This window comes from Streptococcus sp. TATVAM-FAB8 (assembly GCF_046592795.1).
GTDB classification, from domain to species: Bacteria; Bacillota; Bacilli; order Lactobacillales; family Streptococcaceae; genus Streptococcus; species Streptococcus ruminicola.
In genome coordinates this window covers 44,893-68,073 of record NZ_JAWVPQ010000005.1, presented here as the reverse complement: position 1 = coordinate 68,073, position 23,181 = coordinate 44,893, and the positions used below count along the sequence as shown (strand labels likewise).

General features: G+C 38.3%; 21 protein-coding genes and 2 riboswitches. Of the genes, 17 read left to right on the top strand and 4 right to left on the bottom strand.

Going from position 1 to position 23,181, the window contains the following annotated elements:
* The first annotated feature begins 74 nt into the window (after nucleotides 1-74).
* From argC to ribE, 11 genes are all read left to right on the top strand, one after another.
* Entirely contained in the window at nucleotides 75-1,097 is a 1,023-nt protein-coding gene (gene argC / locus SFC32_RS04465) for an N-acetyl-gamma-glutamyl-phosphate reductase (RefSeq protein WP_074601506.1), read from the top strand.
* Between the two features lie 19 nt (nucleotides 1,098-1,116).
* A complete protein-coding gene (argJ, locus tag SFC32_RS04460) occupies nucleotides 1,117-2,310 on the top strand; it encodes a bifunctional ornithine acetyltransferase/N-acetylglutamate synthase (protein WP_074601509.1) in 1,194 nt (397 codons plus the stop codon).
* 12 nt (nucleotides 2,311-2,322) lie between these two features.
* Nucleotides 2,323-3,057, top strand: coding sequence for an acetylglutamate kinase (gene argB / locus SFC32_RS04455; RefSeq protein WP_074559612.1), 735 nt, complete (start codon nucleotides 2,323-2,325; stop codon nucleotides 3,055-3,057).
* 18 nt (nucleotides 3,058-3,075) lie between these two features.
* Nucleotides 3,076-4,206: an acetylornithine transaminase gene (locus tag SFC32_RS04450; RefSeq protein ID WP_074563343.1), complete on the top strand. Its 1,131-nt coding sequence runs from the start codon at nucleotides 3,076-3,078 to the stop codon at nucleotides 4,204-4,206.
* Nucleotides 4,207-4,301: 95 nt separating this feature from the next.
* Entirely contained in the window at nucleotides 4,302-4,859 is a 558-nt protein-coding gene (locus tag SFC32_RS04445) for an NAD(P)H-dependent oxidoreductase (RefSeq protein WP_074563344.1), read from the top strand.
* A 144-nt stretch (nucleotides 4,860-5,003) separates the two neighbouring features.
* Nucleotides 5,004-5,369 (top strand): helix-turn-helix transcriptional regulator, encoded by a 366-nt coding sequence (locus SFC32_RS04440; RefSeq protein ID WP_411049416.1) that lies wholly within the window; start codon nucleotides 5,004-5,006, stop codon nucleotides 5,367-5,369.
* Nucleotides 5,369-6,136 carry a DUF3169 family protein gene (locus SFC32_RS04435; RefSeq protein WP_411049418.1) on the top strand — a complete coding sequence of 256 codons (768 nt, stop codon included), beginning with the start codon at nucleotides 5,369-5,371 and terminating at the stop codon, nucleotides 6,134-6,136. Before SFC32_RS04440 ends, SFC32_RS04435 begins: the two co-directional genes overlap by 1 nt.
* Nucleotides 6,137-6,189: 53 nt before the next feature.
* Nucleotides 6,190-6,445: riboswitch (FMN riboswitch) on the top strand.
* A gap of 219 nt (nucleotides 6,446-6,664) precedes the next feature.
* Complete coding sequence (gene ribD, locus SFC32_RS04430; RefSeq protein WP_411049419.1) at nucleotides 6,665-7,720, top strand: bifunctional diaminohydroxyphosphoribosylaminopyrimidine deaminase/5-amino-6-(5-phosphoribosylamino)uracil reductase RibD; 1,056 nt, start codon at nucleotides 6,665-6,667, stop codon at nucleotides 7,718-7,720.
* On the top strand, nucleotides 7,720-8,322 hold the full coding sequence (locus tag SFC32_RS04425; RefSeq protein WP_411049420.1) for a riboflavin synthase: 603 nt from the start codon (nucleotides 7,720-7,722) through the stop codon (nucleotides 8,320-8,322). Before ribD ends, SFC32_RS04425 begins: the two co-directional genes overlap by 1 nt.
* Nucleotides 8,323-9,501 (top strand): GTP cyclohydrolase II, encoded by a 1,179-nt coding sequence (gene ribA, locus SFC32_RS04420; RefSeq protein WP_411049421.1) that lies wholly within the window; start codon nucleotides 8,323-8,325, stop codon nucleotides 9,499-9,501.
* 11 nt (nucleotides 9,502-9,512) lie between these two features.
* On the top strand, nucleotides 9,513-9,974 hold the full coding sequence (gene ribE / locus SFC32_RS04415) for a 6,7-dimethyl-8-ribityllumazine synthase (protein ID WP_411049422.1): 462 nt from the start codon (nucleotides 9,513-9,515) through the stop codon (nucleotides 9,972-9,974).
* A 63-nt stretch (nucleotides 9,975-10,037) separates the two neighbouring features.
* Here ribE and thiT read toward each other — a convergent pair whose 3' ends face one another.
* The 4 genes from thiT to nrdH form a co-directional block, all read right to left on the bottom strand.
* A complete protein-coding gene (gene thiT / locus SFC32_RS04410; protein WP_411049423.1) occupies nucleotides 10,038-10,604 on the bottom strand; it encodes an energy-coupled thiamine transporter ThiT in 567 nt (188 codons plus the stop codon).
* A gap of 68 nt (nucleotides 10,605-10,672) precedes the next feature.
* Nucleotides 10,673-10,770, bottom strand: a riboswitch (TPP riboswitch).
* Nucleotides 10,771-10,839: 69 nt separating this feature from the next.
* The gene (nrdF, locus tag SFC32_RS04405; RefSeq protein WP_411049424.1) at nucleotides 10,840-11,802 is read right to left on the bottom strand and encodes a class 1b ribonucleoside-diphosphate reductase subunit beta; all 963 of its coding nucleotides are present in this window, start codon (nucleotides 11,800-11,802) and stop codon (nucleotides 10,840-10,842) included.
* 261 nt (nucleotides 11,803-12,063) lie between these two features.
* The gene (gene nrdE / locus SFC32_RS04400; protein WP_411049425.1) at nucleotides 12,064-14,223 is read right to left on the bottom strand and encodes a class 1b ribonucleoside-diphosphate reductase subunit alpha; all 2,160 of its coding nucleotides are present in this window, start codon (nucleotides 14,221-14,223) and stop codon (nucleotides 12,064-12,066) included.
* 70 nt (nucleotides 14,224-14,293) lie between these two features.
* Nucleotides 14,294-14,521: a glutaredoxin-like protein NrdH gene (nrdH, locus tag SFC32_RS04395; RefSeq protein WP_014334480.1), complete on the bottom strand. Its 228-nt coding sequence runs from the start codon at nucleotides 14,519-14,521 to the stop codon at nucleotides 14,294-14,296.
* A gap of 284 nt (nucleotides 14,522-14,805) precedes the next feature.
* Here nrdH and acnA point away from each other — a divergent pair, with 284 nt between their 5' ends.
* The 6 genes from acnA (at nucleotide 14,806) to ptsP (ending at nucleotide 22,895) form a co-directional block, all read left to right on the top strand.
* Nucleotides 14,806-17,469 (top strand): aconitate hydratase AcnA, encoded by a 2,664-nt coding sequence (gene acnA, locus SFC32_RS04390; protein ID WP_411049426.1) that lies wholly within the window; start codon nucleotides 14,806-14,808, stop codon nucleotides 17,467-17,469.
* A gap of 3 nt (nucleotides 17,470-17,472) precedes the next feature.
* Nucleotides 17,473-18,591, top strand: coding sequence for a citrate synthase (locus SFC32_RS04385; RefSeq protein ID WP_074563355.1), 1,119 nt, complete (start codon nucleotides 17,473-17,475; stop codon nucleotides 18,589-18,591).
* 29 nt (nucleotides 18,592-18,620) lie between these two features.
* The gene (gene icd / locus SFC32_RS04380) at nucleotides 18,621-19,796 is read left to right on the top strand and encodes an NADP-dependent isocitrate dehydrogenase (protein WP_093815313.1); all 1,176 of its coding nucleotides are present in this window, start codon (nucleotides 18,621-18,623) and stop codon (nucleotides 19,794-19,796) included.
* Nucleotides 19,797-19,873: 77 nt separating this feature from the next.
* On the top strand, nucleotides 19,874-20,674 hold the full coding sequence (locus tag SFC32_RS04375; RefSeq protein WP_411049427.1) for a putative ABC transporter permease: 801 nt from the start codon (nucleotides 19,874-19,876) through the stop codon (nucleotides 20,672-20,674).
* Nucleotides 20,675-20,893: 219 nt separating this feature from the next.
* A complete protein-coding gene (locus SFC32_RS04370; RefSeq protein ID WP_003064009.1) occupies nucleotides 20,894-21,157 on the top strand; it encodes a phosphocarrier protein HPr in 264 nt (87 codons plus the stop codon).
* 4 nt (nucleotides 21,158-21,161) lie between these two features.
* Nucleotides 21,162-22,895 (top strand): phosphoenolpyruvate--protein phosphotransferase, encoded by a 1,734-nt coding sequence (gene ptsP / locus SFC32_RS04365; RefSeq protein WP_411049428.1) that lies wholly within the window; start codon nucleotides 21,162-21,164, stop codon nucleotides 22,893-22,895.
* The last annotated feature ends 286 nt before the right edge of the window (nucleotides 22,896-23,181 follow it).

The window sequence follows — 23,181 nt, the reverse complement described above, 5'->3', positions numbered from 1 at the left end:
TATGCAAAAAATACTTGACTTATGAATAAATATACTATAAAATTGAATACATATTTATTCAAGGAGTGTATATTATGAGAGTGTCGATTGTTGGTATCACTGGATACAGTGGTCTAGAATTAGTTAAATTATTGAATAATCATAAAAAAGTAACGATTGCTTCGATTCATGCAACTAAGGAAATCGGTCGACGATTATCAGACTTATACCCTTACTTAGTTGGTGTCTGTGACTTGGTTATCGAAGAATTTGATGCCGAGAAAATCATGGCAAAATCAGACTTGGTATTCTTTGCAACACCAAGTGGGGTCGCAAGTAAGTTAGCACAGCCTTTTGTGGAAGCTGATTTTCCAGTGATAGATTTGTCAGGGGACCATCGCTTGCCAGCCTATCTTTATGAAAAATGGTATAAAAAAACACCGGCAAGTGATGAAGCGTTGAATAAATTTACATATTCTTTGGCTGAGTTTACAGATGTTAAAGGTAAAAAATTCATTTCAAACCCTGGTTGCTACGCGACAGCAACAGAATTAGCTTTGATACCTTTGCTAAAAGCTGGTGTGGTTGAAGAAGATTCTATTATTGTGGATGCCAAAAGTGGTTTGACAGGTGCTGGTAAGGCACTTTCTGAATCAAGTCATTTTGTTAATGTGCATGATAATTACGTGACTTACAAGTTGAATCGTCACCAGCACATTCCAGAAATTGTGCAAGAGTTGAAGTTGTTCGATGACAAGGTTAATCACATTCAATTTTCAACATCGCTTTTGCCAGTTAATCGCGGTATCATGTCAACGGTTTATGTTAAGTTGAAAAAGCCACTAACAAACGCAAATCTTTTTGCTATCTATGAAGATTCTTACAAAGATACGCCTTTTGTTCGTGTGCAAGATGATTTACCAGAATTGCACAATGTTATTGGCTCAAACTTTACAGACATTGGTTTTCTTTACAATGAAGTGACTAATGTACTGACAGTAGTATCTGTCATTGATAATTTGATTAAAGGAGCGGCTGGGCAGGCTGTCCAGAACCTCAACTTGATGAATGGTTGGGATGAAACAGAAGGATTATTGATTTCACCAAATTATTTATAGTCTAGAAAGGGTATGAAATATGAAAGTTATTGAAGGTAATGTAGCAAGCCCACTTGGATTTTCAGCAGATGGATTACATGCAGGGTTTAAGAAAAGAAAACTTGATTTTGGTTGGATTGTATCTGAAGTGCCAGCTAGCGTTGCTGGGGTTTATACGACAAATAAAGTTATTGCAGCGCCACTAATTGTGACACGTCAGTCTGTTAAAAAAGCACAAAAAATGAAAGCCATCGTGGTAAACTCAGGCGTTGCCAACTCTTGTACAGGTGTGCAAGGAATGGAAGATGCTTATACAATGCAAAAATGGACAGCAGAAAAACTTGGTGTAGAACCTGATTTGGTCGGTGTCGCTTCAACTGGTGTGATTGGTGATTTGTTGCCAATGGATACTTTAAAAACTGGTCTTTCTAAACTTGTGGTGAATGGGAATTCAGATGATTTTTCAAAAGCTATTTTGACAACAGATACTATGGTTAAAACAGTTGCAGTCACAGAAAAATTTGGACGTGATGAAGTAACTATGGCAGGTGTCGCAAAAGGGTCAGGCATGATTCACCCAAATATGGCAACCATGCTTGCTTTTATCACTTGTGATGCCAATATTTCAAGTGAAACTTTGCAGTTAGCGCTTAGCCAAAATGTTGAAACAACCTTCAACCAAATCACCGTTGATGGCGATACGTCAACAAACGATATGGTTCTTGTCATGTCAAATGGTTGTACTTTGAACGAAGAAATTTTGCCAAATACACCTGAATTTGATAAATTCTCAGCCATGCTTAATTATGTCATGCAAGAATTAGCTAAAATGATTGCTAAAGATGGTGAAGGGGCAAGCAAACTCATTGAAGTAAATGTTAAAAATGCTCCAAATGCCCTTGATGCTCGTATGATGGCTAAAAGTGTTGTGGGTTCAAGCCTTGTGAAGACGGCTATTTTTGGTGAAGACCCTAACTGGGGACGTATTCTAGCAGCAGTTGGTTACGCAGGGGTTGATGTTCCTGTTGATAATATTGATATTTTCCTTGGCGATGTTCCAGTCATGCTAAAATCAAGTCCCGTTGACTTTGAAGCAGAAGAAATGCAAGATGTTATGCACGAAGATGAGATTACTATCACTGTTGATTTACATGCGGGTGAAGCACAAGGAAAAGCTTGGGGTTGTGATTTGTCATACGATTACGTGAAAATCAATGCCCTCTATCGTACATAAAGGGATAAGACTATGAAAGATACAATTGTGATTAAAATTGGTGGCGTTGCTAGCCAAAACTTGTCGCAAGACTTTTTAGCACAAGTCAAAAAATGGAAAGATGCCCATAAAAATTTGGTCATTGTGCATGGTGGCGGCTATGCTATTAATAAATTAATGGAAGATAACCAAGTACCAGTTAAAAAAATCAATGGGCTTCGTGTAACTAGTCAATCTGATATGAAGTTGGTCAGCTATGCTCTTCTTCACATGGTTGGTGAAAATTTGACTAAAAAACTAAACCAATCATCTATTGATAGTATTCAGTTGCTATCAAATATCAAAAGAGTGGTGACAGCTGATTTTCTTGATAAGGAAACTTATGGTTACGTTGGTGATGTCTCACATATTCAGACACCGATTTTGGAGCAAATGCTTGATAATCAAATGTTGCCAGTACTTGCTTCAATTGGTTATTCAAAAGAAGGCGATATGCTCAACATCAACGCTGATTATTTAGCAACAGCGGTTGCGATTGCCTTGAATGCTGAAAAATTGGTTTTGATGACAGATGTGAAAGGTGTTTTGGAAAATGGTGAAGTGCTTGATAGCCTGACTTCGAAAGAATTTCAAGAAAAGATCGATCAAGGCATTATCACTGGTGGTATGATTCCAAAAATTGAGTCAGCAGTGAACACTGTTTTAGCAGGTGTTGGTGAAGTATTGATTGGCGACAATCTTGTAACAGGAACTTCAATCATCTGCTAGGGATAAGGGGAGCAAGTAATGACAAAGTTATTTCAAAATTATAAACGCGCAGCTATTGAATTTGTTAAGGCGCAAGGAAATTATCTGTTTGATCAAGATGGTAAAAAATACCTTGATTTCTCAACAGGAATTGGGGTAACCAACCTTGGTTTTCACCCACAAGTTAAGGCAGCTCTTCTAAAACAAGCAGAAGAAATCTGGCATATGCCTAACTTGTATCATAATTCTTTGCAAGAAGAAGTGGCTGGCAAATTAATCGGTGACAAAGACTACCTGGCTTTCTTTGCCAATAGCGGTGCAGAAGCAAATGAAGCAGCCATTAAAATCGCTCGTAAATCCACTGGTAAGCAAGAAATTATTACCTTTGTCAATTCTTTCCACGGTCGTACCTTTGGCTCCATGTCAGCGACTGGTCAAGATAAAATCAAGACTGGTTTTGGTGATGGTGTGCCACATTTCAGCTACGCTACTTACAACGATTTGGACAGCGTTAAAGCTTTGGTAACGGAAGATACGGCAGCTGTCATGTTAGAATTAGTTCAAGGAGAATCAGGTGTTCGTCCAGCTGACAAAGCCTTTGTGACAGCTTTGAGTCAATTCTGTCAAGAAACAGGAATTTTACTGATTGTTGATGAAGTCCAAACTGGTATGGGACGTACTGGTAAGCTCTTCTCATTTGAGCATTATGGAATTGAACCAGATATTTTCACCTTGGCTAAAGGTCTTGGAAATGGTGTTCCCGTTGGTGCCATGATTGCCAAAGAAAAACTTGGTTCAGCCTTTTCATACGGTAGTCACGGTTCAACTTTCGGTGGTAATAAATTAGTCATGTCAGCAGCCTCAAGCGTACTGGATATTATGCTGGCTGACGGTTTCTTACCACAAGCACTTGAAAATGGTAATTATTTGCAAACGGAACTGAAAAAAGTTTTGGCTGACAATCCTAAAGTGACTGACGTTCGCGGTCTTGGCTACATGATTGGGATTGAAACCAGTGAAAACCTAGCGGACTTGGTTGAAAAAGCGCGTGACAAAGGTTTGATTGTGTTGACAGCAGGAACCAATGTCATTCGTCTCTTGCCACCATTAACCTTGACAAAAGAAGAAATCGACCAAGGTGTAGCCATTTTGGCAGATGTTTTTGCATAAAATTGTTTGAGGCTGAGACCAAGTTCTCAGCTTTTTTAGGTTGACAAATTGTGTGCAATTGTATAGAATTTTCTAATAATAGAAGAGGTGAAAAAATGGCTAAAAAAGTTCTTGTTGTTTCAGGACACCCTGATTTGAAAAATGATTCTTTGGCAAATAAAACCATTTTAAAAGAAATTAAAAAGCTCTACCCAGAAGTTGAATTGGATATTTTGAGCAATTTGTATCCTGATTATCAGATTGATGTGGCTGCTGAGCAAGATAAGCTTCGTTGGGCGGATGTCATTGTTTTCCAATACCCGCTTTATTGGTACATGACCCCATCTTTGATGAATAAATGGATTGAAAAAGTTTTTGTGCATGGTTTTTCTCACGGGTCAAATGGCAATGCCTTGAAAGATAAATACTTGATTGCATCTTTGACGACTGGTGCAGGAGAAGCAGCATATAGCGCTGAATCTGGTACAACGATTGAAGACCTTTTAGCACCAATTCGTTTGACAGCTAAATTGACGCAGCTTAACTTTGTTGGTCATGTTGTCACACATGGTGTGTCTTATTCACTGCGTGAGGACGCTGACAAAACCCAAGAAATGATTGCAAAATCTCAAGCACATGCTAAAAAACTGGTAGAAATGATTGAAAGTTTGTAGGAAATAAGGCTCGGTTTTATTAACCGGGTCTTTTTTTGACAAAAATTATGTTCTTTTTGACAATTATCTTTGTATTTTTGACAAATATCCTTGTCATTTTTAGAAGGTAGTGCTATAATCAATTCATCGAAGGGGGGAGATTAGATGTCTTCTAAAAATGATTGGATTTTTATTTTTCTTGCCATCTTTGGTGCTTATCTTACATCAGAAACTCCCAATCCTAGGAGAAATGAATTATTAAGAAGACGTTTTTTGAAAAAGAAACATCTTTTATCAATTACTAGAATGGAGGAAAATTTGGTATTAAAAAATCGTCTGAAAGAATTACGTGCGCGTGATGGTTTGAATCAGACACAGTTAGCCAAATTGGCGAAAGTTTCTAGACAAACGATTAGTCTTTTGGAACGTAATGAGTATACGCCATCGGTGATTATCGCTTTGCGCATTGCAAAAATTTTTAATGAACCTGTCGAAAATGTTTTTAGTCTTGATGAAGAGGGAGAAGAATAATGAAAAAGACAAAACAATTAACAACAAAACAACGTGTTTTATTTTATCTAGGAATTGTTACTGTTAGTGCTCTTGTCGGAGGAGTAACTGGTGCTTTGGGACTTGGTCTTGGTGATAAGGTTTTAACGTTTAATTTTGATATTTTTATGACTTTTGTCTACATACTGACTGCTATGTCAATTCTCGTGACATTATGGTTTATGTACCAAGCAAATCATTATCAAAATCGTTATGAGGCTATGGACGAAGATGCTGATGAAGATGAAAGTTACGAGATTTATCGTAAGACATTTAAAAATTTAGAATTTGCATCGACTTTTTACAATGCCTCAGTAGCGCTTATTCTCTTTTCAGTATGTCTTGGTATTTGCGATTTTCATAACAGAATTAATAATGGTTTAGCCTTTAAGATAACGACCTATGTTGTAGAAGCTATCTTTTTTATTTTTTTATTTGTACTTCAAATAGCGATATTTAGATTAACTCGAAAAATTCGTCATTACAAAATTTCAGTTTTCCCGACTATTAAAGAAGTAAAAGAATTTGCCTATTCTTACGATGAGGGTGAACTTCAAGCAAATTATGAGCAAGCTTTTTTGATTGTTTTCAATCTTAATCAGTATTTACCATTTGTTTATGCTATCTTGTGTGTATTAGCAGTCGTGAGTTCGCTCGATGTTACTTCAGGTTTGGTAGTAACGACAGGAATTTATATCTATATCAACCTTGCTAACATTCGTTTTGTGAATAAATATTTCAGAAAATAATAAAAATGATTGACAGCACTTCTAATTCGTGCTAATCTAAAACAGAATTGAATAGTTTTCTTCGGGGCAGGGTGAGATTCCCGACCGACGGTGATGTTGTCTCGTTGATTGCTATTTGCTTTTTATTCATTGTTGACACCTCTTGCCTAATACCAGTTATGTCTGCGAGGCTGTCGTCTAAACTAAAAGCAAATCATCAATCAACTTTGTTTGGTTTGATATCCAAGTGAGATAGTTAAGTCCGTGAGCGCAAGCTGATCTGGTGCAATTCCAGAACCGACAGTATAGTCTGGATGAGAGAAGAATTGATAGAGTGTCAAAAGGCAAGCTCTTGCTTTTTGGAATACTTTTTTACTTGTCTTTAATTCCCCGTGGTGTAAGCTGCGGGGATTTTAGTTTAGTAACTTTATAGTATTGTCAGAATTTTTCGATAATACCTTAAGTGTTATCCCGATGAAAATAACTAGCTAGGCCATTCTAGTTTAGTGATTTTTATCGGGATTTTTTAGTCTAGAAAGGAGGACGATTATGGATAATTATTATATGTCGCAGGCAATTGCAGAAGCTAAAAAAGGTTTTCGTCAAACTTATACCAATCCTTTAGTTGGTGCGGTGATTGTTAAAGATGATCATGTGATTGCTCGCGGTGCGCATTTGCAGTATGGGCATGAACATGCTGAAAAGAATGCTATTTTACATTGTCAAACTCCTGAAGAACTAGTCGATTCAACACTTTATGTAACATTGGAACCTTGCCATCACAGGGGAAAACAGCCCCCCTGCACCCAAGCGATTCTAGCAGCTGGCATCAAAAAGGTGGTGGTTGGTCAACTTGATCCCAATCCTTTGGTGGCTGGGAAAGGGCTAGCTTTCTTGAAAGAAGAAGGCATCGAAGTGGTGACTGGTGTTTTAGAAGAAGAGGCTAGAGGTCTTAATCCTCACTATAATTTTTACTACGAACATCAGCGTCCTTATGTGGTTTTGAAGCAGGCGGTGAGTTTAGATGGGAAAATCGCAGTGTTAGGTAGCAGAACAGCTTTGACTGATGATGAGACTAGTCGTTTTGTTCATGATGAACGTGATGATTACCAGGCTATTTTGGTTGGTGCTGACACGGTCTTGATTGATAACCCGCGTTTACTGGGGGCAGGAACGAGCTTGTATCCTATTGTTCGTGTGATTTTGGATGAAGCTGGTCGTGTTTTTGAGAGACAAGATTTGCAGATTTTTACAGATGATTCAGCTCCAGTTCTCATTTTTAGCAAGCGTAAGGTATCAAATTTGCCTAGTCATATGAAGGTGATTGATTTGCCTGAGTTCTCGATTGCAAATATCTTGCGGGTACTTTATGATGAAAAGATTCAATCAGTTTATGTCGAGGGCGGAGCGGCTGTTCATGATGCTTTTTTAGATAGCGGACTTTGGGATGAAATCATTTCTTATGTGACGCCTAAGCTTATCGGAGGAAATGGCAAAGCAGCAATGTCAAGTTTTCGTTTGGTAGAAGAAGTGCTAGAGTTGCAAGATTTTTCATGTCAAAAAATTGGAAATACAATCAGATTGTCAGCGAAAAGGAGAACGTGATGTTTACAGGATTAATTCAAGAACAAGGTCGTATCAGTCGGATTGTCAAACACCAACACCATATCAAGTTAACTTGCAAAGCTTCACGAAAAATTTTAGCAGACTATAAAATTGGTGACAGTATGGCAATTAATGGAGTATGCCTTACCTGCGTGGCTAAATCAGGAGATTTATTTACTGTTGATGTCATGCCTGAAACCTTTAGACGGACAATTTTTTCAGAAAGTCGTGTGGGCGATTTGGTTAATTTAGAACTGGCCATGTCAGCCAATGCTCGTTTTGAAGGGCACCTTGTGACGGGACACGTAGATGGTGTGGCAACTCTTGTCCAGAAAAAGAGCGATGAAACTGCTCTGGTACTCAGCTTTGCTTTTCTAAAAGAACTTGAAGGGCAAATTGTGGGACAGGGGTCAATTGCCGTCAATGGGGTTAGTCTAACGGTGGTGTCTGTTGAGTCGGGACAATTTAGCGTTTCTTTGATTCCGCATACGGCAAAAGAAACCAACTTGGCTAGTCTTAAAAAAGGCGACAAGGTCAATATCGAGACTGATATTTTAGCAAAATACATGCAGGCACAAGTAGCAAGGATGAAAGGAGAATAAATGTTTAAGGATGTTGAAAAGGCTCTTTTTGATTTGAGAGCAGGAAAATTAATTATCGTGGTCGATGATGATGACCGCGAAGCTGAAGGGGACTTGGTTGGCCTGGCAGAATTAGCAAGCCCAGAAAATGTGAATTTTATGACCAAGCATGCGCGTGGCTTGATTTGTGCACCAGTGTCTGAGGAGATTGCTAATCGTTTGGAACTTATTCCAATGTCAGAAGAAAATACAGATGCACATGGCACAGCTTTTACCATTAGCGTAGACCACAAAGAAACGTCAACAGGAATTTCAGCTTTTGACCGCGCTAAGACTATTCAAGAATTAGCGTCGTCAACAAGTAAAGCAAGTGATTTTCACAGACCTGGTCACATGTTTCCATTGGTGGGACGAAGTGGTGGCGTTCTAGAACGTCGTGGGCACACGGAAGCAAGTCTTGATTTGGCACGTTTAGCTGGTGTGAGAGAAGCAGCTTATATTTGTGAGATTTTAAAAGATGATGGCACGATGGCTCGTAAAGCTGATTTGCATGATTTTGCTAGCAAGTGGAATTTGACCATGATTGAAGTGGGTGATATTGCGCGTTATGTGAGCTTTCAAGATAGTCCTAAGGTAAAGTTGCCATCAAGTTATGGTGACTTTGACCTTCAGTTATTTGAAGATGAAGAAAAGCGCGAGCATGTTCTCTTGTCAAAGGGAGATTTGACGACAGATGAACCGCTTTTACTGCGTTTGCACTCAGAGTGTTTGACTGGCGATATTTTTGGGTCTTTGCGTTGTGACTGTGGAGAACAGTTGCATGTTGCCATGGAAAAAATTGACCAAGTTGGGCGCGGAGCTATTTTGTACCTTCGTCAAGAAGGTCGAGGTATCGGTTTAAAAAATAAACTGAAAGCTTATCAGTTGCAAGAAGAAGGTTTGGACACTTATGAGGCAAATCTTGAGCTTGGCTTTGCTCCCGATGAGCGTGATTATCAGATTGCAGCGGATATTTTGAGCTTTTTAGATATCGAGCAGGTTAAACTCTTAACCAATAATCCTGACAAGTTGGAGCAACTAGAAATGGCAGGCATAGATATTGTAGAACGCTTGCCCTTACAGATGCCAGCCCACCAAGAAAATAAAGCTTATCTACAAACCAAGCAAGAAAAATTTCATCATTTATTACACATCGTATAAGGAGAATAATCATGACAACATTTGAAGGAAAATTTATCGGAAAAGACTTAAAGATTGCTATCGTAGTTGCACGTTTTAATGAATTTATCACCTCAAAACTATTGGGTGGTGCAATGGACGGTTTGATTCGTAACGAAGTGGCCGAAGAAGATATTGATGTTTACTGGGTACCAGGTGCTTTTGAAATTCCATTTATGACCAAAAAAATCGTTGCGACTGGGAAATACGATGGTGTCATCACACTTGGTAGTGTCATTCGTGGGTCAACAAGTCATTATGATTTGGTCTGTAACGAAGTGGCTAAAGGGGTTGGACAAATCAATCTTTCTAGCGATATTCCAGTTATGTTTGGTGTGATTACCACTGAGGATATCGAGCAAGCTATCGAACGTTCTGGTTCAAAAGCAGGTAATAAAGGTAGCGAATGCGCTCAAGGTGTGCTTGAAATGATTAATTTGGCAAAACAAATGTAATAGAAAAAAAGCTAAGACGATTTGTCTTAGCTTTTATGGTGTTAAGCTTAGAAAATAAAGATTTTATTTCTTCACCAAGAAGAGTTTTCCTTGTGTTGGGATGATGATAGCTAGTGCTAAAATGACGAAGACTAGAGTTAAGAGTCCAGCAGTGCCATTGACGCTGAGTGAATAAAGGTAAGGTGACATGCCTTTTGGTGCGTAGCTTCCCCAGAAGATAAAGCCAGCGACATAGTGCCAGAAGTAGCGGACAAAAACAGCAAGTGTGGCACCGATAGTAGAGTAAATCAAAGCACGTCCTTTATTGTCTTTAGAAAGAGCATTTTGAAATGGCTCAGATAAAAATCCAGCTAAGCCCATTGAGATAAAGGCAATGATGTATTCGATGATAACTTGTGACAAAGCCAAATACCAAACTTTACCTAAAATGAAGTGAAGCAAGCCCCAGATAAGACCAGCTAGAGTTCCGTACTTTGGACCGCGACGTAGGGCAAAAAGGACGACTGGCACCGCACCGAATGAAGGGGTGAACCAGCTAGCAAAATCTGGAATATAAGATAAAGCCATAGCAAAAGCAGCAACCAATGCAGTCTCAATTAAAGCAGACAATTGAGAATTCTTCGACGACATAAAAAAGCTCCTTCTAACACAAAGGAGCTTTTCTGATAATATGTTCAATGCTATTTTAATCACGTTTAAAAAAGTCATATCACAATCCCTACGCTCGTCCTAACGAGATCAGGTTATCAGGATTTCGCAAATGCGATCTCAGCCGAAGGCACTCCTTTGTGAATTCAATTTGTTTATAGTCTAGCATGAAAGAAACTTTCTTGTCAAGACAGTTCGAAAATATTTTTTGAAAATTCTAATCAAGGCCATAATTGTAATCATCATCTTGCATAGCTTCAACAGAACCAAGAAGGTATCCGTTTCCGACCTGACTAAAGAAGTCGTGGTTTGAAGTTCCTGTTGAAATACCATTCATGACGATTGGGTTGACGTCATTTGCGGTATCAGGGAAAAGCGGGTCTTGCCCTAAGTTCATGAGAGCTTTGTTGGCGTTATAACGTAAGAAAGTCAGAACTTCCTCAGTCCAGCCAACTTGGTCATAAAGTGTTTTGGTGTAATTTTCTTCATTTTCATAGAGTTGATAAAGTAAGTCATACATCCAATCACGCAGGTCATCTTGCTCTTTCTCAGACAATTCATTGAAACCAAGTTGGAATTTATAGCCAATGTAAGTTCCGTGGACAGATTCATCGCGGATGATTAATTTGATAATTTCAGCGACATTTGCCAATTTATTATTGCCAAGATAATAAAGAGGAGTGAAAAATCCAGAGTAGAAGAGGAAAGTTTCAAGGAAAGTTGAGGCAACTTTCTTTTGCAGCGCAGTACCATTTTCATAAATATCATTGATAATTTTGGCTTTTTTCTGTAAGTATTCGTTGTTGTTCGTCCATTCAAAGATTTCTTCGATTTCTGATTTTGTATTAAGCGTTGAAAAAATGGAAGAGTATGATTTGGCGTGGACAGATTCCATAAATTGGATATTGTTGAGAACAGCTTCTTCATGAGGTGTTCTGACATCTGCACGAATAGCTTCAACACCAGATTCGGATTGCATGGTATCAAGAAGAGTTAAGCCACCAAATACCTTACCAACCAAATCTTTTTCTTGGTCTGAGAGTTTACGCCAGTCATCTAAATCATTTGAGAGAGGAATACGCGTATCAAGCCAGAATTGTTCGGTCAACTTTTCCCAAGTTGATTTATCAATGACATCTTCAATCTCATTCCAATTAATGGCTTTATAATATGTTGTCATGTTTTTTGATTTCTCCTAAGAGTAGTTGTAAGAAAGCCAACCAAAAGACCGGCATTTCAAATAGTGATTCAAGTTATGTTTTTTATCCTGTTTGGGTCGTAACGCCTACAGAGATAAAACAAAGTGTTCAATAAAGTCACGACACGAAACCAAACGACTTGATAATAGTCATTTGATGAAGTTAGTAAGTGAACTAGGCAAACCGCCCTAGCGGTTGCCGTCTTGTTATTAGGTCCTTTAGGACCAATAACAAGTGTTCAGTTAAATCGCACAGCTTTCGCATTGGTTTGAGCCAACTTCTTCACCATCATCTGTAAAGGTGCGAATGTAGTAGATTGATTTGAGTCCTTTATTAAAAGCATAGTGACGTAAGATAGAAAGGTCACGAGTGGTTTGTTTGCTTTGCATTTTCCATTCGTAGAGTCCTTCTGGAATATCGCTGCGCAAGAACAAAGTGAGGGACAATCCTTGATCGACATGTTCAGTAGCTGCAGCGTAAACATCGATGACCTTACGCATATCCATGTCGTAAGCAGACGTGTAATAAGGAATTGTGTCTGTAGACAACCCAGCTGCTGGGTAGTAAATCTTACCAATTTTCTTTTCTTGACGTTCTTCAATACGTTGTGTAATGGGATGAAGCGATGCTGAGACATCGTTGATGTATGAAATCGAACCATTTGGGGCAACAGCTAAGCGATTTTGGTGATAGAGCCCGTCTGTCATAATAGCATCACGAAGCTCAGCCCAATCTTTACCACTAGGAATAAAGTGCTCAGCGAAGAGTTCCTTGACGCGGTCAGATTTTGGTACAAAGTCACCTGTGATGTATTTATCAAAGTAGCTGCCATCAGCGTAGCTTGATTTTTCAAAGCCTACAAAGGTTTGCTTGCGTTCGCGGGCAATCTGATTAGATTCGACTAATGTCCAGTAATTGAGCAACATGAAATAGATGTTTGTAAATTCAATAGATTCCGGACTTCCATAGTGAATATGGTTTTGAGCTAGGTAGGTGTGAAGTCCCATAGCACCAAGTCCAAAGGTATGAGCTTGTTCATTCCCATGCTTGATTGTTGGCACAGCTTCAATTGATGACGTATCTGAAACAAAAGTTAGAGCGCGTGTCATAGCTTTAATAGAGCGACCAAAATCTGGAGAAGTCATCATATTAACGATGTTAGTTGAACCCAAATTACATGAAATATCTGTTCCCATTTTGACAAATTCTTGGGCATCATTGATAATGCTTGGCTTTTGAACTTGAAGCACTTCAGAACAGAGATTTGACATGATGATTTTACCATCGATTGGATTAGTACGGTTAGCTGTGTCAATGTTAATTACATAAGGATAACCAGATTCTTGTTGGAGTTTTGAAATTTCAGTTTCCAAATCACGCGCTTTAATCTTAGTTTTGACAATATTAGGATTTGCAACCATTTTGTCGTATTCTGCTGTGATGTCCACGTAGCTGTAAGGAACACCGTACTCACGCTCAACACTATATGGGCTGAAGAGATACATGTCTTCATTTTTGCGAGCTAGTTCGTAGAATTTATCAGGAACGGTGATTCCAAGTGACAGTGTTTTGACACGCACTTTTTCATCAGCGTTTTCTTTTTTAGTAGATAAGAAAGCCATGATATCTGGGTGGAAAACATCAAGGTAAACCGCACCGGCACCTTGGCGTTGACCAAGTTGGTTAGAATATGAAAAGCTATCTTCAAAGAGTTTCATGACTGGTACCACACCAGATGCTGCACCTTCATATCCTTTAATAGGAGCTCCAGCCTCACGCAAATTTGAAAGGCTAATACCAACACCGCCTCCGATTCGTGATAATTGCAGAGCTGAGTTGATGGAACGTCCAATAGCATTCATGTCATCAGTAACTGAAATTAGGAAACACGATACAAATTCTCCGCGTCGACTTCGTCCAGCGTTCAAAAAAGAAGGTGTCGCAGGCTGATAACGTTGGTTTATCATCTCAAGCGCTAAATCGCGTGCCAGCTCCTCATTTCCGTCAGCAAAATAAAGGGCATTAAAGAGCACACGGTCTTCGATACTTTCAAGATATTGGCTGCCGTCATTAGTTTTTAAAGCATACTGTTGGTAGAACTTGTAAGCTGCCATGAAAGATTTGAAGCGAAATTTGTGAGCTTGCAAGTCTTTAGCTAAGTTTTCAATAAAGTCTGGTGAGTATTTACGGATGAATTCAGCTTCAATGTAGTCATTTGCAATCAGATAATTGATTTTTTCTATGATAGTCGTAAATGTCATGGTGTTTGGAATGACATTTTCAAGAAAGAAAGCTTTGAGAGCTTCTTTATCTTTGTTTAAAGGGATTTGTCCGTTAACTGGACGGTTGATTTCATTATTAAGGCGAAAGTAAGAAACATCGCCGAGATTTTTAAGACTCATAAATAAAGTAAGTTACCTAGTTCATAGATTGAGTAAGGTAATTCCTTTCTAATTCAAAATGGAAGGACGGTTAAATAATTTCTTTTAGTTTATTTGGTTGAAATCCTGAAAAGGCAATTTCGCCAGCTTTGATAACTGGAGCGGCTGTAAAACCAAGACTTTTAACGTAATCAATCATATCTGGACGTTCATCCATGTTAATTTCTTGGAATTCAGCGCCCGCTTTTTCTAAAAGTTTTTTAGTCATTTTGCATTGCATGCAATTATTTTTTGAAAAAAGTGTAATTTTATTAGCCATTAGGCTTTCCTCCATAAATCGTTATCTTTTTTTAATTCAATGTTTAATTAGAATAGCCAAAATATACCAAAAAAGCAACCAAAAAGGCTTACAAAAACACCATATGTAGTGGTTGGTGATTGTCGTTTGTACAAAATGTAGTGATATCAAGGTTTAACAGCTTTTTTATTTTTAAGTAACACATCATGTCAGGAAATCTAACACGCACTTGTAAATTAATGTTGACAAAATTTTCTGAATTTTGTATAATTAAAAACAATATTATTATAATCGGGGGTCCGTACATGACAGAGTTCTTATCTAAATTTTCTTTCAAAGAGAATGACTATTCTTACCTAAATCTTGAAGAAGCCGTTTCTCATTATGGAGGAAATATCAAAAGAATCCCTTACACTATTCGTATATTACTTGAAAGTTTACTCAGAAAGTATGATGGAGTAGATGTTACAAAAAGTCACATTGAAAATTTAGCAACTTACAATCCTAAAAACATCCAAGGCGAAGTTCCATTCAAACCAAGTCGTGTTATCCTACAAGATTTCACTGGTGTACCAGTTGTTGTCGACCTTGCATCAATGCGTGATGCCATCGTTTCAAATGGTGGTGATGCAGATTTAATCAACCCTGAAATCCCAGTTGATTTGGTTATTGACCACAGTGTCCAGGTTGATTTCTTTGGCTGCGATACAGCTTTAGAAGATAACATTAATATGGAATTTAAACGTAACAATGAGCGTTACGAATTTTTGAAATGGGCTGAAAAATCATTCGATAATTACCGTGCTGTTCCACCAGCAACAGGGATTATTCACCAAGTTAATATTGAGTATTTAAGTGATGTTGTCATTGAAAAAGATGGCATGCTTTACCCTGATTCAATGTTTGGTACTGATAGTCACACAACAATGATCAATGGTATTGGTGTGCTTGGTTGGGGTGTCGGAGGTATTGAAGCAGAAGCAGCTATGCTTGGTGAAGCTTCATTCTTCCCAATTCCAGAAGTCATCGGTGTCCGTTTGACAGGTAAATTGCCTAAGATTGCGACTGCAACTGACTTGGCACTTAAAGTGACACAAGTCCTTCGTCAAGAAAAAGTTGTCGGCAAATTCGTTGAGTACTTTGGTGATGGTCTTTCAAATCTTAGTCTTGCAGAGCGTGCAACTATCGCTAATATGGCTCCTGAATACGGTGCAACATGTGGTTATTTCCCAATCGATGATGAAACGCTTAACTACATGCGTTTGACAAACCGTGATGAAGACCACATTGCATTGACAAAAGAATATGCTAAACGTAACAATCTTTTCTATGATCCAGAGCATCAAGCTGAATACACTAAAGTTGTTGAGATTGATTTGTCTACCATCTCACCAAGTATCTCTGGACCAAAACGTCCACAGGATTTGATTGATTTGACACAAGCAAAACAAACTTTCCAAGAAAGTTTGGTACGTGAAGCAGGTGTTCAAGGATTTGGTCTAACAGCTGATGAAATTAATAAAACAGCAACTGTTCATTTTGAAGATCAAGATGTTGAGATTAAGACTGGACATGTGGCAATTGCAGCTATCACATCATGTACGAATACTTCAAATCCTTACGTGCTCATGTCAGCTGGTTTGCTTGCCAAAAACGCTGTTGAACGTGGTTTACGCGTAGCTCCGACAGTCAAAACATCACTTGCCCCTGGTTCAAAAGTGGTGACAGGTTATCTTCGTAACTCTGGTTTGCAAACTTACCTAGATACACTTGGCTTTAACATTGTCGGTTACGGTTGTACAACATGTATCGGTAACTCAGGTAGCCTTCGCCCAGAAGTCGCTGAAGCAATTACGAATACCGATTTGTTAGCGTCAGCTGTTTTGTCAGGTAACCGTAACTTTGAAGGACGTGTTAATCCACTTGTCAAAGCAAACTTCCTTGCTAGCCCACCACTTGTTGTGGCTTATGCACTCGCTGGAAATACTAACATTGACTTGACAACAGAACCACTTGGTTTTGATCAAAACAATGAGCCAGTCTATCTTAAAGACATCATGCCAACAAATGATGAAGTAGCAAAATACGTTGACCAATTTGTCACACGTGAATTGTTCGAACACGAGTATGAGCATGTTTTCACTGACAGTGAAAAGTGGAACCAAATTCCAACAGAAGAAAGTAAAATCTATCATTGGAATGAAGCCTCAACATACATCCAAAACCCACCATACTTTGATAACTTGGGTGATGATTTAGCAATCAAACCACTTAAAAACCTTAAACCATTGGCTAAATTTGGCGATAGTGTTACAACTGACCATATTTCACCAGCAGGTAACATCGCTAAAAACAGTCCAGCTGCTAAATATTTGACAGAACATGGTGTTGATTACCTTGATTTCAACTCATATGGTAGCCGCCGTGGTAACCACGAAGTCATGATGCGCGGAACATTTGCCAACATTCGAATTCAAAACCAATTAGCCGACGGTAAAATTGGTGGTTACACAAAATACAATGGTGAATTAATGCCAATCTACGATGCAGCCATGCATTATAAAGAAGATAAGGTTGATACTTTGGTCATTGCTGGTAAAGACTATGGTATGGGATCAAGTCGTGACTGGGCTGCCAAAGGGTCAAATCTTCTTGGAGTTAAAGCTGTTCTTGCTGAAAGCTTTGAACGTATTCACCGCTCAAACCTTGTCATGATGGGGGTTTTACCATTGCAATTCTTAGAAGGTGAAACAGCAGAAAGCCTTGGATTAACAGGTTACGAAACATACGATATTAACCTTTCAGAAAATCCTGGTATTCACGATATTGTTGATGTGATTGCACGTGATGAATCAGGTGAAAAACATTTTAAAGCCATGGTACGTTTTGATGCGGATGCTGACATCCGTTACTACAAAAATGGCGGAATTCTACCAATGGTTGTTAGAAAGAAATTAGGGGGTGCTTAATATATGACAGGATCAAGTGGATTAAAAGATTTAATCGCCTGTAATACCCGTATTAGTTCGATTATTAATGATAATTTATCTTATGCAGGTTACAATATTTCAGAATTGATGGACAATGATGCTAGTTTCGAAGAAGTGATTTACCTTCTTTGGAACCTTCATTTGCCAAATAAAACAGAGCTTGATGATTTTGTAAAATTACTTCGTGATAACTATGAAATCAGTGACGCTGTTGTGCAATGTATTATGATTCAATCACGTAATCATTTGCATCCGATGAGTGTTCTTCGGTCAACAGTTAGCTTGCTAGGTGTTTACAACGTTAATGCAGAAGATAACTCAGAAGAAGCAACTTACGAACAATCTATTCAATTAATGGCAAAAATGCCAACGATTATTGCAGCTTTTGCTCGTTTGCGTGAAGGAAAAACTCCTGTGGCACCACGTAAAGATTTGTGTTTTGCAGCCAATTTCCTTTATATGTTAAACGGCGAAGAACCAACTGATTTGCAAGTTAAAGCTCTTAATCGTGCTTTGGTACTACATGCTGACCACGAATTAAATGCCTCAACATTTGCTGCACGTGTCTGTGCGTCAACTTTGGCTGATATTTATTCTTGTGTAACAACGGCGATTGGTACCCTTAAAGGACCTCTTCACGGTGGCGCTAATGAACGTGTTTTCGACATGCTGACTGAAATCCGTGAAATGGGTGATACTAAAGCTTATCTAAAAGAAAAACTTGATTCACAAGAAAAAATTATGGGATTTGGCCACCGCGTTTATAAAACACAAGACCCACGTGAAAAATATCTTCGTGAAATGGCGCAAGCTTTAACAGAAGGAACTGAAAATGAAATTTGGTTTGACTTGTCTCGTGAAATTGAAGATTACATGAAACATACTAAAGGTTTGATTCCAAATGTCGATTTCTATTCAGCGACGGTTTACCATGTGCTTGGTATTGATAGTTCAATCTTTACGTTGATTTTTGCCATGAGTCGTGTTGCTGGTTGGATTGCTCATATTCAAGAACAACAAAAACATAATAAATTGATTCGTCCACGTTCTCGTTATAAAGGTGAACTTGGTTTGAAATATGTTCCACTTGAAGATCGTTAAAAAAGATTACGAAAGGAAAAAGGAAAATTATGGCTGATAAAATCACTTTAGAAAATGGCCAATTGGTCGTTTCTAATCATCCAATTATCCCTTTTATTGAAGGGGATGGCGTTGGACGTGACATTTGGAAAAATGCGCGTGCTGTCTTTGATGCAGCTGTTGAAAAAGCTTATCAAGGTCAAAAAAAAGTTGAATGGCATGAACTTTTAGCTGGTAAAAAAGCGCATGAAGCAACTGGGAAATGGTTACCAGAAGAAACGCTTGATACGATTAAAGAAGATTTGATTGCTATCAAAGGACCACTTGAAACTCCAGTTGGTGGTGGGATTCGTTCGTTAAATGTTACACTTCGCCAAGAATTGGATTTGTATGCTTGTGTTCGCCCAGTTCGCTATTTCAAAGGAATTGAAAGTCCACTTAAAGAACCAGAAAAAACAAGTATTACTATTTTCCGTGAAAATACTGAAGATATTTACGCTGGTATTGAATGGGAAGCTGGTACAGCAGAAGTGAAAAAAGTCATTGAATTCTTGCAAAATGAAATGTCTGTCAACAAGATTCGTTTTCCTGAATCAAGTAGTATTGGTATCAAACCAATTTCAAAAGAAGGTAGTGAACGTCTGATTCGCTCAGCTATTGAATACGCTCTTGCTAATCAACTAACAAATGTCACAATTGTTCACAAAGGAAATATCCAGAAATTCACTGAAGGTGGTTTCCGCAAATGGGGTTACGAACTTGCAGAACGTGAATACGCTGATGAATTAGCAAGTGGGAAATTGGTTATGAATGACATCATTGCCGATAACTTCTTGCAACAAATCCTACTAAATCCTGAAAAATTTGATGTCGTCGCTTTGACAAACTTAAACGGTGACTATGCGAGTGATGCTCTTGCTGCTCAAGTTGGTGGAATTGGTATCTCACCAGGTGCTAATATCAACTACGTAACTGGACATGCAATCTTTGAAGCAACTCACGGAACAGCTCCTGATATTGCTGGAAAAGATATTGCTAATCCATGTTCTGTTCTTTTATCTGGTTGTATGTTGTTTGATTATATCGGATGGACAGAAGTTGCCAGCTTGATTTCTCAAGCAATTGAAACAACTTTTGCCAAAGGTCAATTTACAGCAGATTTGGCGCAAGGAAAAGCCGCTTGCTCAACAAGTGAATTTGCAGCTAAACTTATTGAAAATATGTAAAAGCTCGCCTAGAACAAGTCTTGTTCTAGGTTTTTTGTTATAATGAGAATAGTTTGAAATTTAGAGGTTGACGTTTTATGGGCTATTCTATAACGGATATTATTTTTCTATTTTTTATTTATTCATTTATCGGTTGGCTATGGGAAACCATTTATTGCTCTATTCGTGATAAAAAGTTTGCTTATCGTGGTTTCTTAGCTGGGCCTTATTGTCCAGTTTATGGCTTTGCGGTGGCGACGGTTTTAATCGGCACAAAACCATTTCAAAACAATCTACTAGGACTTTTTATCAGTGGCATGCTCATTGCGACGATTTTTGAATTTCTGGCTGGCTGGTTTTTGGAGAACTTCTTTCATATGAAACTTTGGGATTATAGCCATTTATTTGGTAATGTTAAAGGTTGGATTGCTCCTGAAATTTCACTTTTTTGGGGAGTTAGTATTTTGATACTTGTTAAATTTGTCCAGCCGACGGTCATGGCTGTTATCAATCGTTTGAATGGCTGGTTTGCCCTAGTGATTGTTTCTATCATGACAGCGGATTTGATTTGGACAGTTATAGATACTGTGAAATTTCAACAAGCAGCAGCAACGGTTGAAAAATATGTTCGCTCTGAACAGGAAAGATTGCTTCGATCTGTTAAAACAGAATTTGACGACTGGACTAAACAAAGAGAAGCTTTCAGCAAACGTTTGGAGAAATTTAGACTTCAGCTAAATGAGAATTTAAAAGTTAAGGGTGTTCAGCCATTTCGTTTTAACCAACGTCGTATGTTGCGGAACTATAAAAATCTTAGCTTGACAACAGCACCATTCTTTAATGAAATTCGTAAACAAACAGCAGCCCTAAAAAAGAAAAAAGCTGAAAAGAAAGATTAATCAATAAATGGAAGCGAGTTCAACTTGTTTCTATTTATTTTTGAAAAAAACAGGTAATTTTACAGCCTGAAAGTGCCGTTTTTCCTTAATTTTTCAAAAAAGAAGGCGCATACAAGGTGTGTAACTATTGAAATAAAAAAGGGTTTATGCTATAATCATAGCTTGTAAGGGTTATCATAAGGTAATCCGAAAAAACACAAATAAAAGGAGAACCATAATATGGCTTCAAAAGATTTTCACATTGTTGCAGAAACAGGTATTCACGCACGTCCAGCTACTTTGCTTGTTCAAACAGCTAGCAAATTCGCTTCAGACATCACTCTTGACTACAAAGGTAAAGCAGTAAACCTTAAATCAATCATGGGTGTTATGAGTCTTGGTGTTGGTCAAGGTGCTGACGTAACTATCTCTGCTGAAGGTGCTGACGCTGATGACGCACTTGCAGCAATCGAAGAAACAATGACAAAAGAAGGATTGGCTTAAGAAAATGACAGAAATGCTTAAAGGAATTGCCGCATCTGATGGTGTTGCTGTTGCTAAAGCGTATCTACTCGTTCAACCTGATTTGTCATTTGAAACTGTTACAGTTGAAGATACAAGTGCAGAGGAAGCTCGCCTAGATGCCGCATTGAAAGCATCACAAGACGAGCTTTCTATTATACGTGAAAAAGCAGTAGAAACACTTGGCGAAGAAGCAGCTGCCGTATTTGACGCACATTTAATGGTTCTTGCTGACCCAGAAATGATCAGCCAAATTAAAGAAACTATTCGTGCAAAACAAACTAACGCAGAAGCAGGACTTAAAGAAGTGACTGATATGTTCATCACTATCTTTGAAGGAATGGAAGATAACCCATACATGCAAGAACGTGCCGCAGATATCCGCGACGTTGCTAAACGTGTATTGGCTCACCTTCTTGGTGCTAAACTTCCAAACCCTGCTACAATTGATGAAGAATCAATCGTTATTGCACACGATTTGACACCTTCTGATACTGCCCAATTGAACAAACAATTTGTTAAAGCCTTTGTTACAAACATTGGTGGACGTACAAGTCACTCAGCTATCATGGCTCGTACACTTGAAATTGCTGCTGTTCTTGGAACAAACGATATCACTAGCCGTGTTAAAGATGGCGATATCGTTGCTGTAAACGGTATCACTGGTGAAGTGATCATCAACCCAACAGATGAACAAGTTGCTGAATTTAAAGCTGCTGGTGAAGCATATGCTAAACAAAAAGCTGAATGGGCTCTTCTTAAAGACGCTAAAACAGTAACAGCAGATGGTAAACACTTCGAATTGGCAGCTAACATTGGTACACCTAAAGACGTTGAAGGTGTTAATGCTAATGGTGCAGAAGCAGTTGGTCTTTACCGTACAGAATTCTTGTACATGGATTCACAAGACTTCCCAACTGAAGATGAACAATATGAAGCATACAAGGCTGTTCTTGAAGGCATGAATGGTAAACCAGTTGTGGTTCGTACAATGGATATCGGTGGGGACAAAGAACTTCCTTACTTCGACCTTCCAAAAGAAATGAACCCATTCCTTGGATTCCGTGCACTTCGTATTTCTATCTCAGAAACAGGAAATGCAATGTTCCGTACACAAATCCGTGCTCTTCTTCGTGCATCTGTACACGGACAACTTCGTATCATGTTCCCAATGGTTGCACTTCTTAAAGAATTCCGTGCTGCTAAAGCAATCTTTGATGAAGAAAAAGCTAACCTTAAAGCTGAAGGTATTGCCGTTTCAGATGATATCCAAGTTGGTATCATGATTGAAATCCCAGCTGCAGCTATGCTTGCTGACCAATTTGCGAAAGAAGTTGACTTCTTCTCAATCGGAACAAACGACCTTATCCAATACACAATGGCTGCTGACCGTATGAACGAACAAGTTTCATACCTTTACCAACCATACAACCCATCAATCCTTCGTTTGATTAACAACGTTATCAAAGCAGCTCACGCTGAAGGTAAATGGGCTGGTATGTGTGGTGAAATGGCCGGTGACCAAAAAGCTGTTCCACTTCTTGTCGGAATGGGGCTTGACGAGTTCTCTATGTCAGCTACGTCAATTCTTCGTACACGTAGCTTGATGAAGAAACTTGACACTGCTAAAATGCAAGAATACGCTAACCGCGCTCTTACAGAATGCTCAACAATGGAAGAAGTTCTTGAACTTAGCAAAGAATATGTTAATGTTGACTAATTAACATGAGAAAGCTTTTAACGTAATGTTAAAAGCTTTTTTTGATGTTAAAAATCAGGAAATCCTAATTGAATTCATTTGAAATGTTACTGTTTTTTTAATGAAAAAATATACAATTATCGAATAAAATAAAAAGTTATTCAATTGAAAAAATTCACTAAATTCTGATATTACAAGCACATAGAGGTCTTACAATGGGATTATAAATATTATTTATAAGTTTTATAATTATAACTATTTGACACCACAAAGTTTTTGTCTAAATTTTCAGAATTTTTTCGTGTTA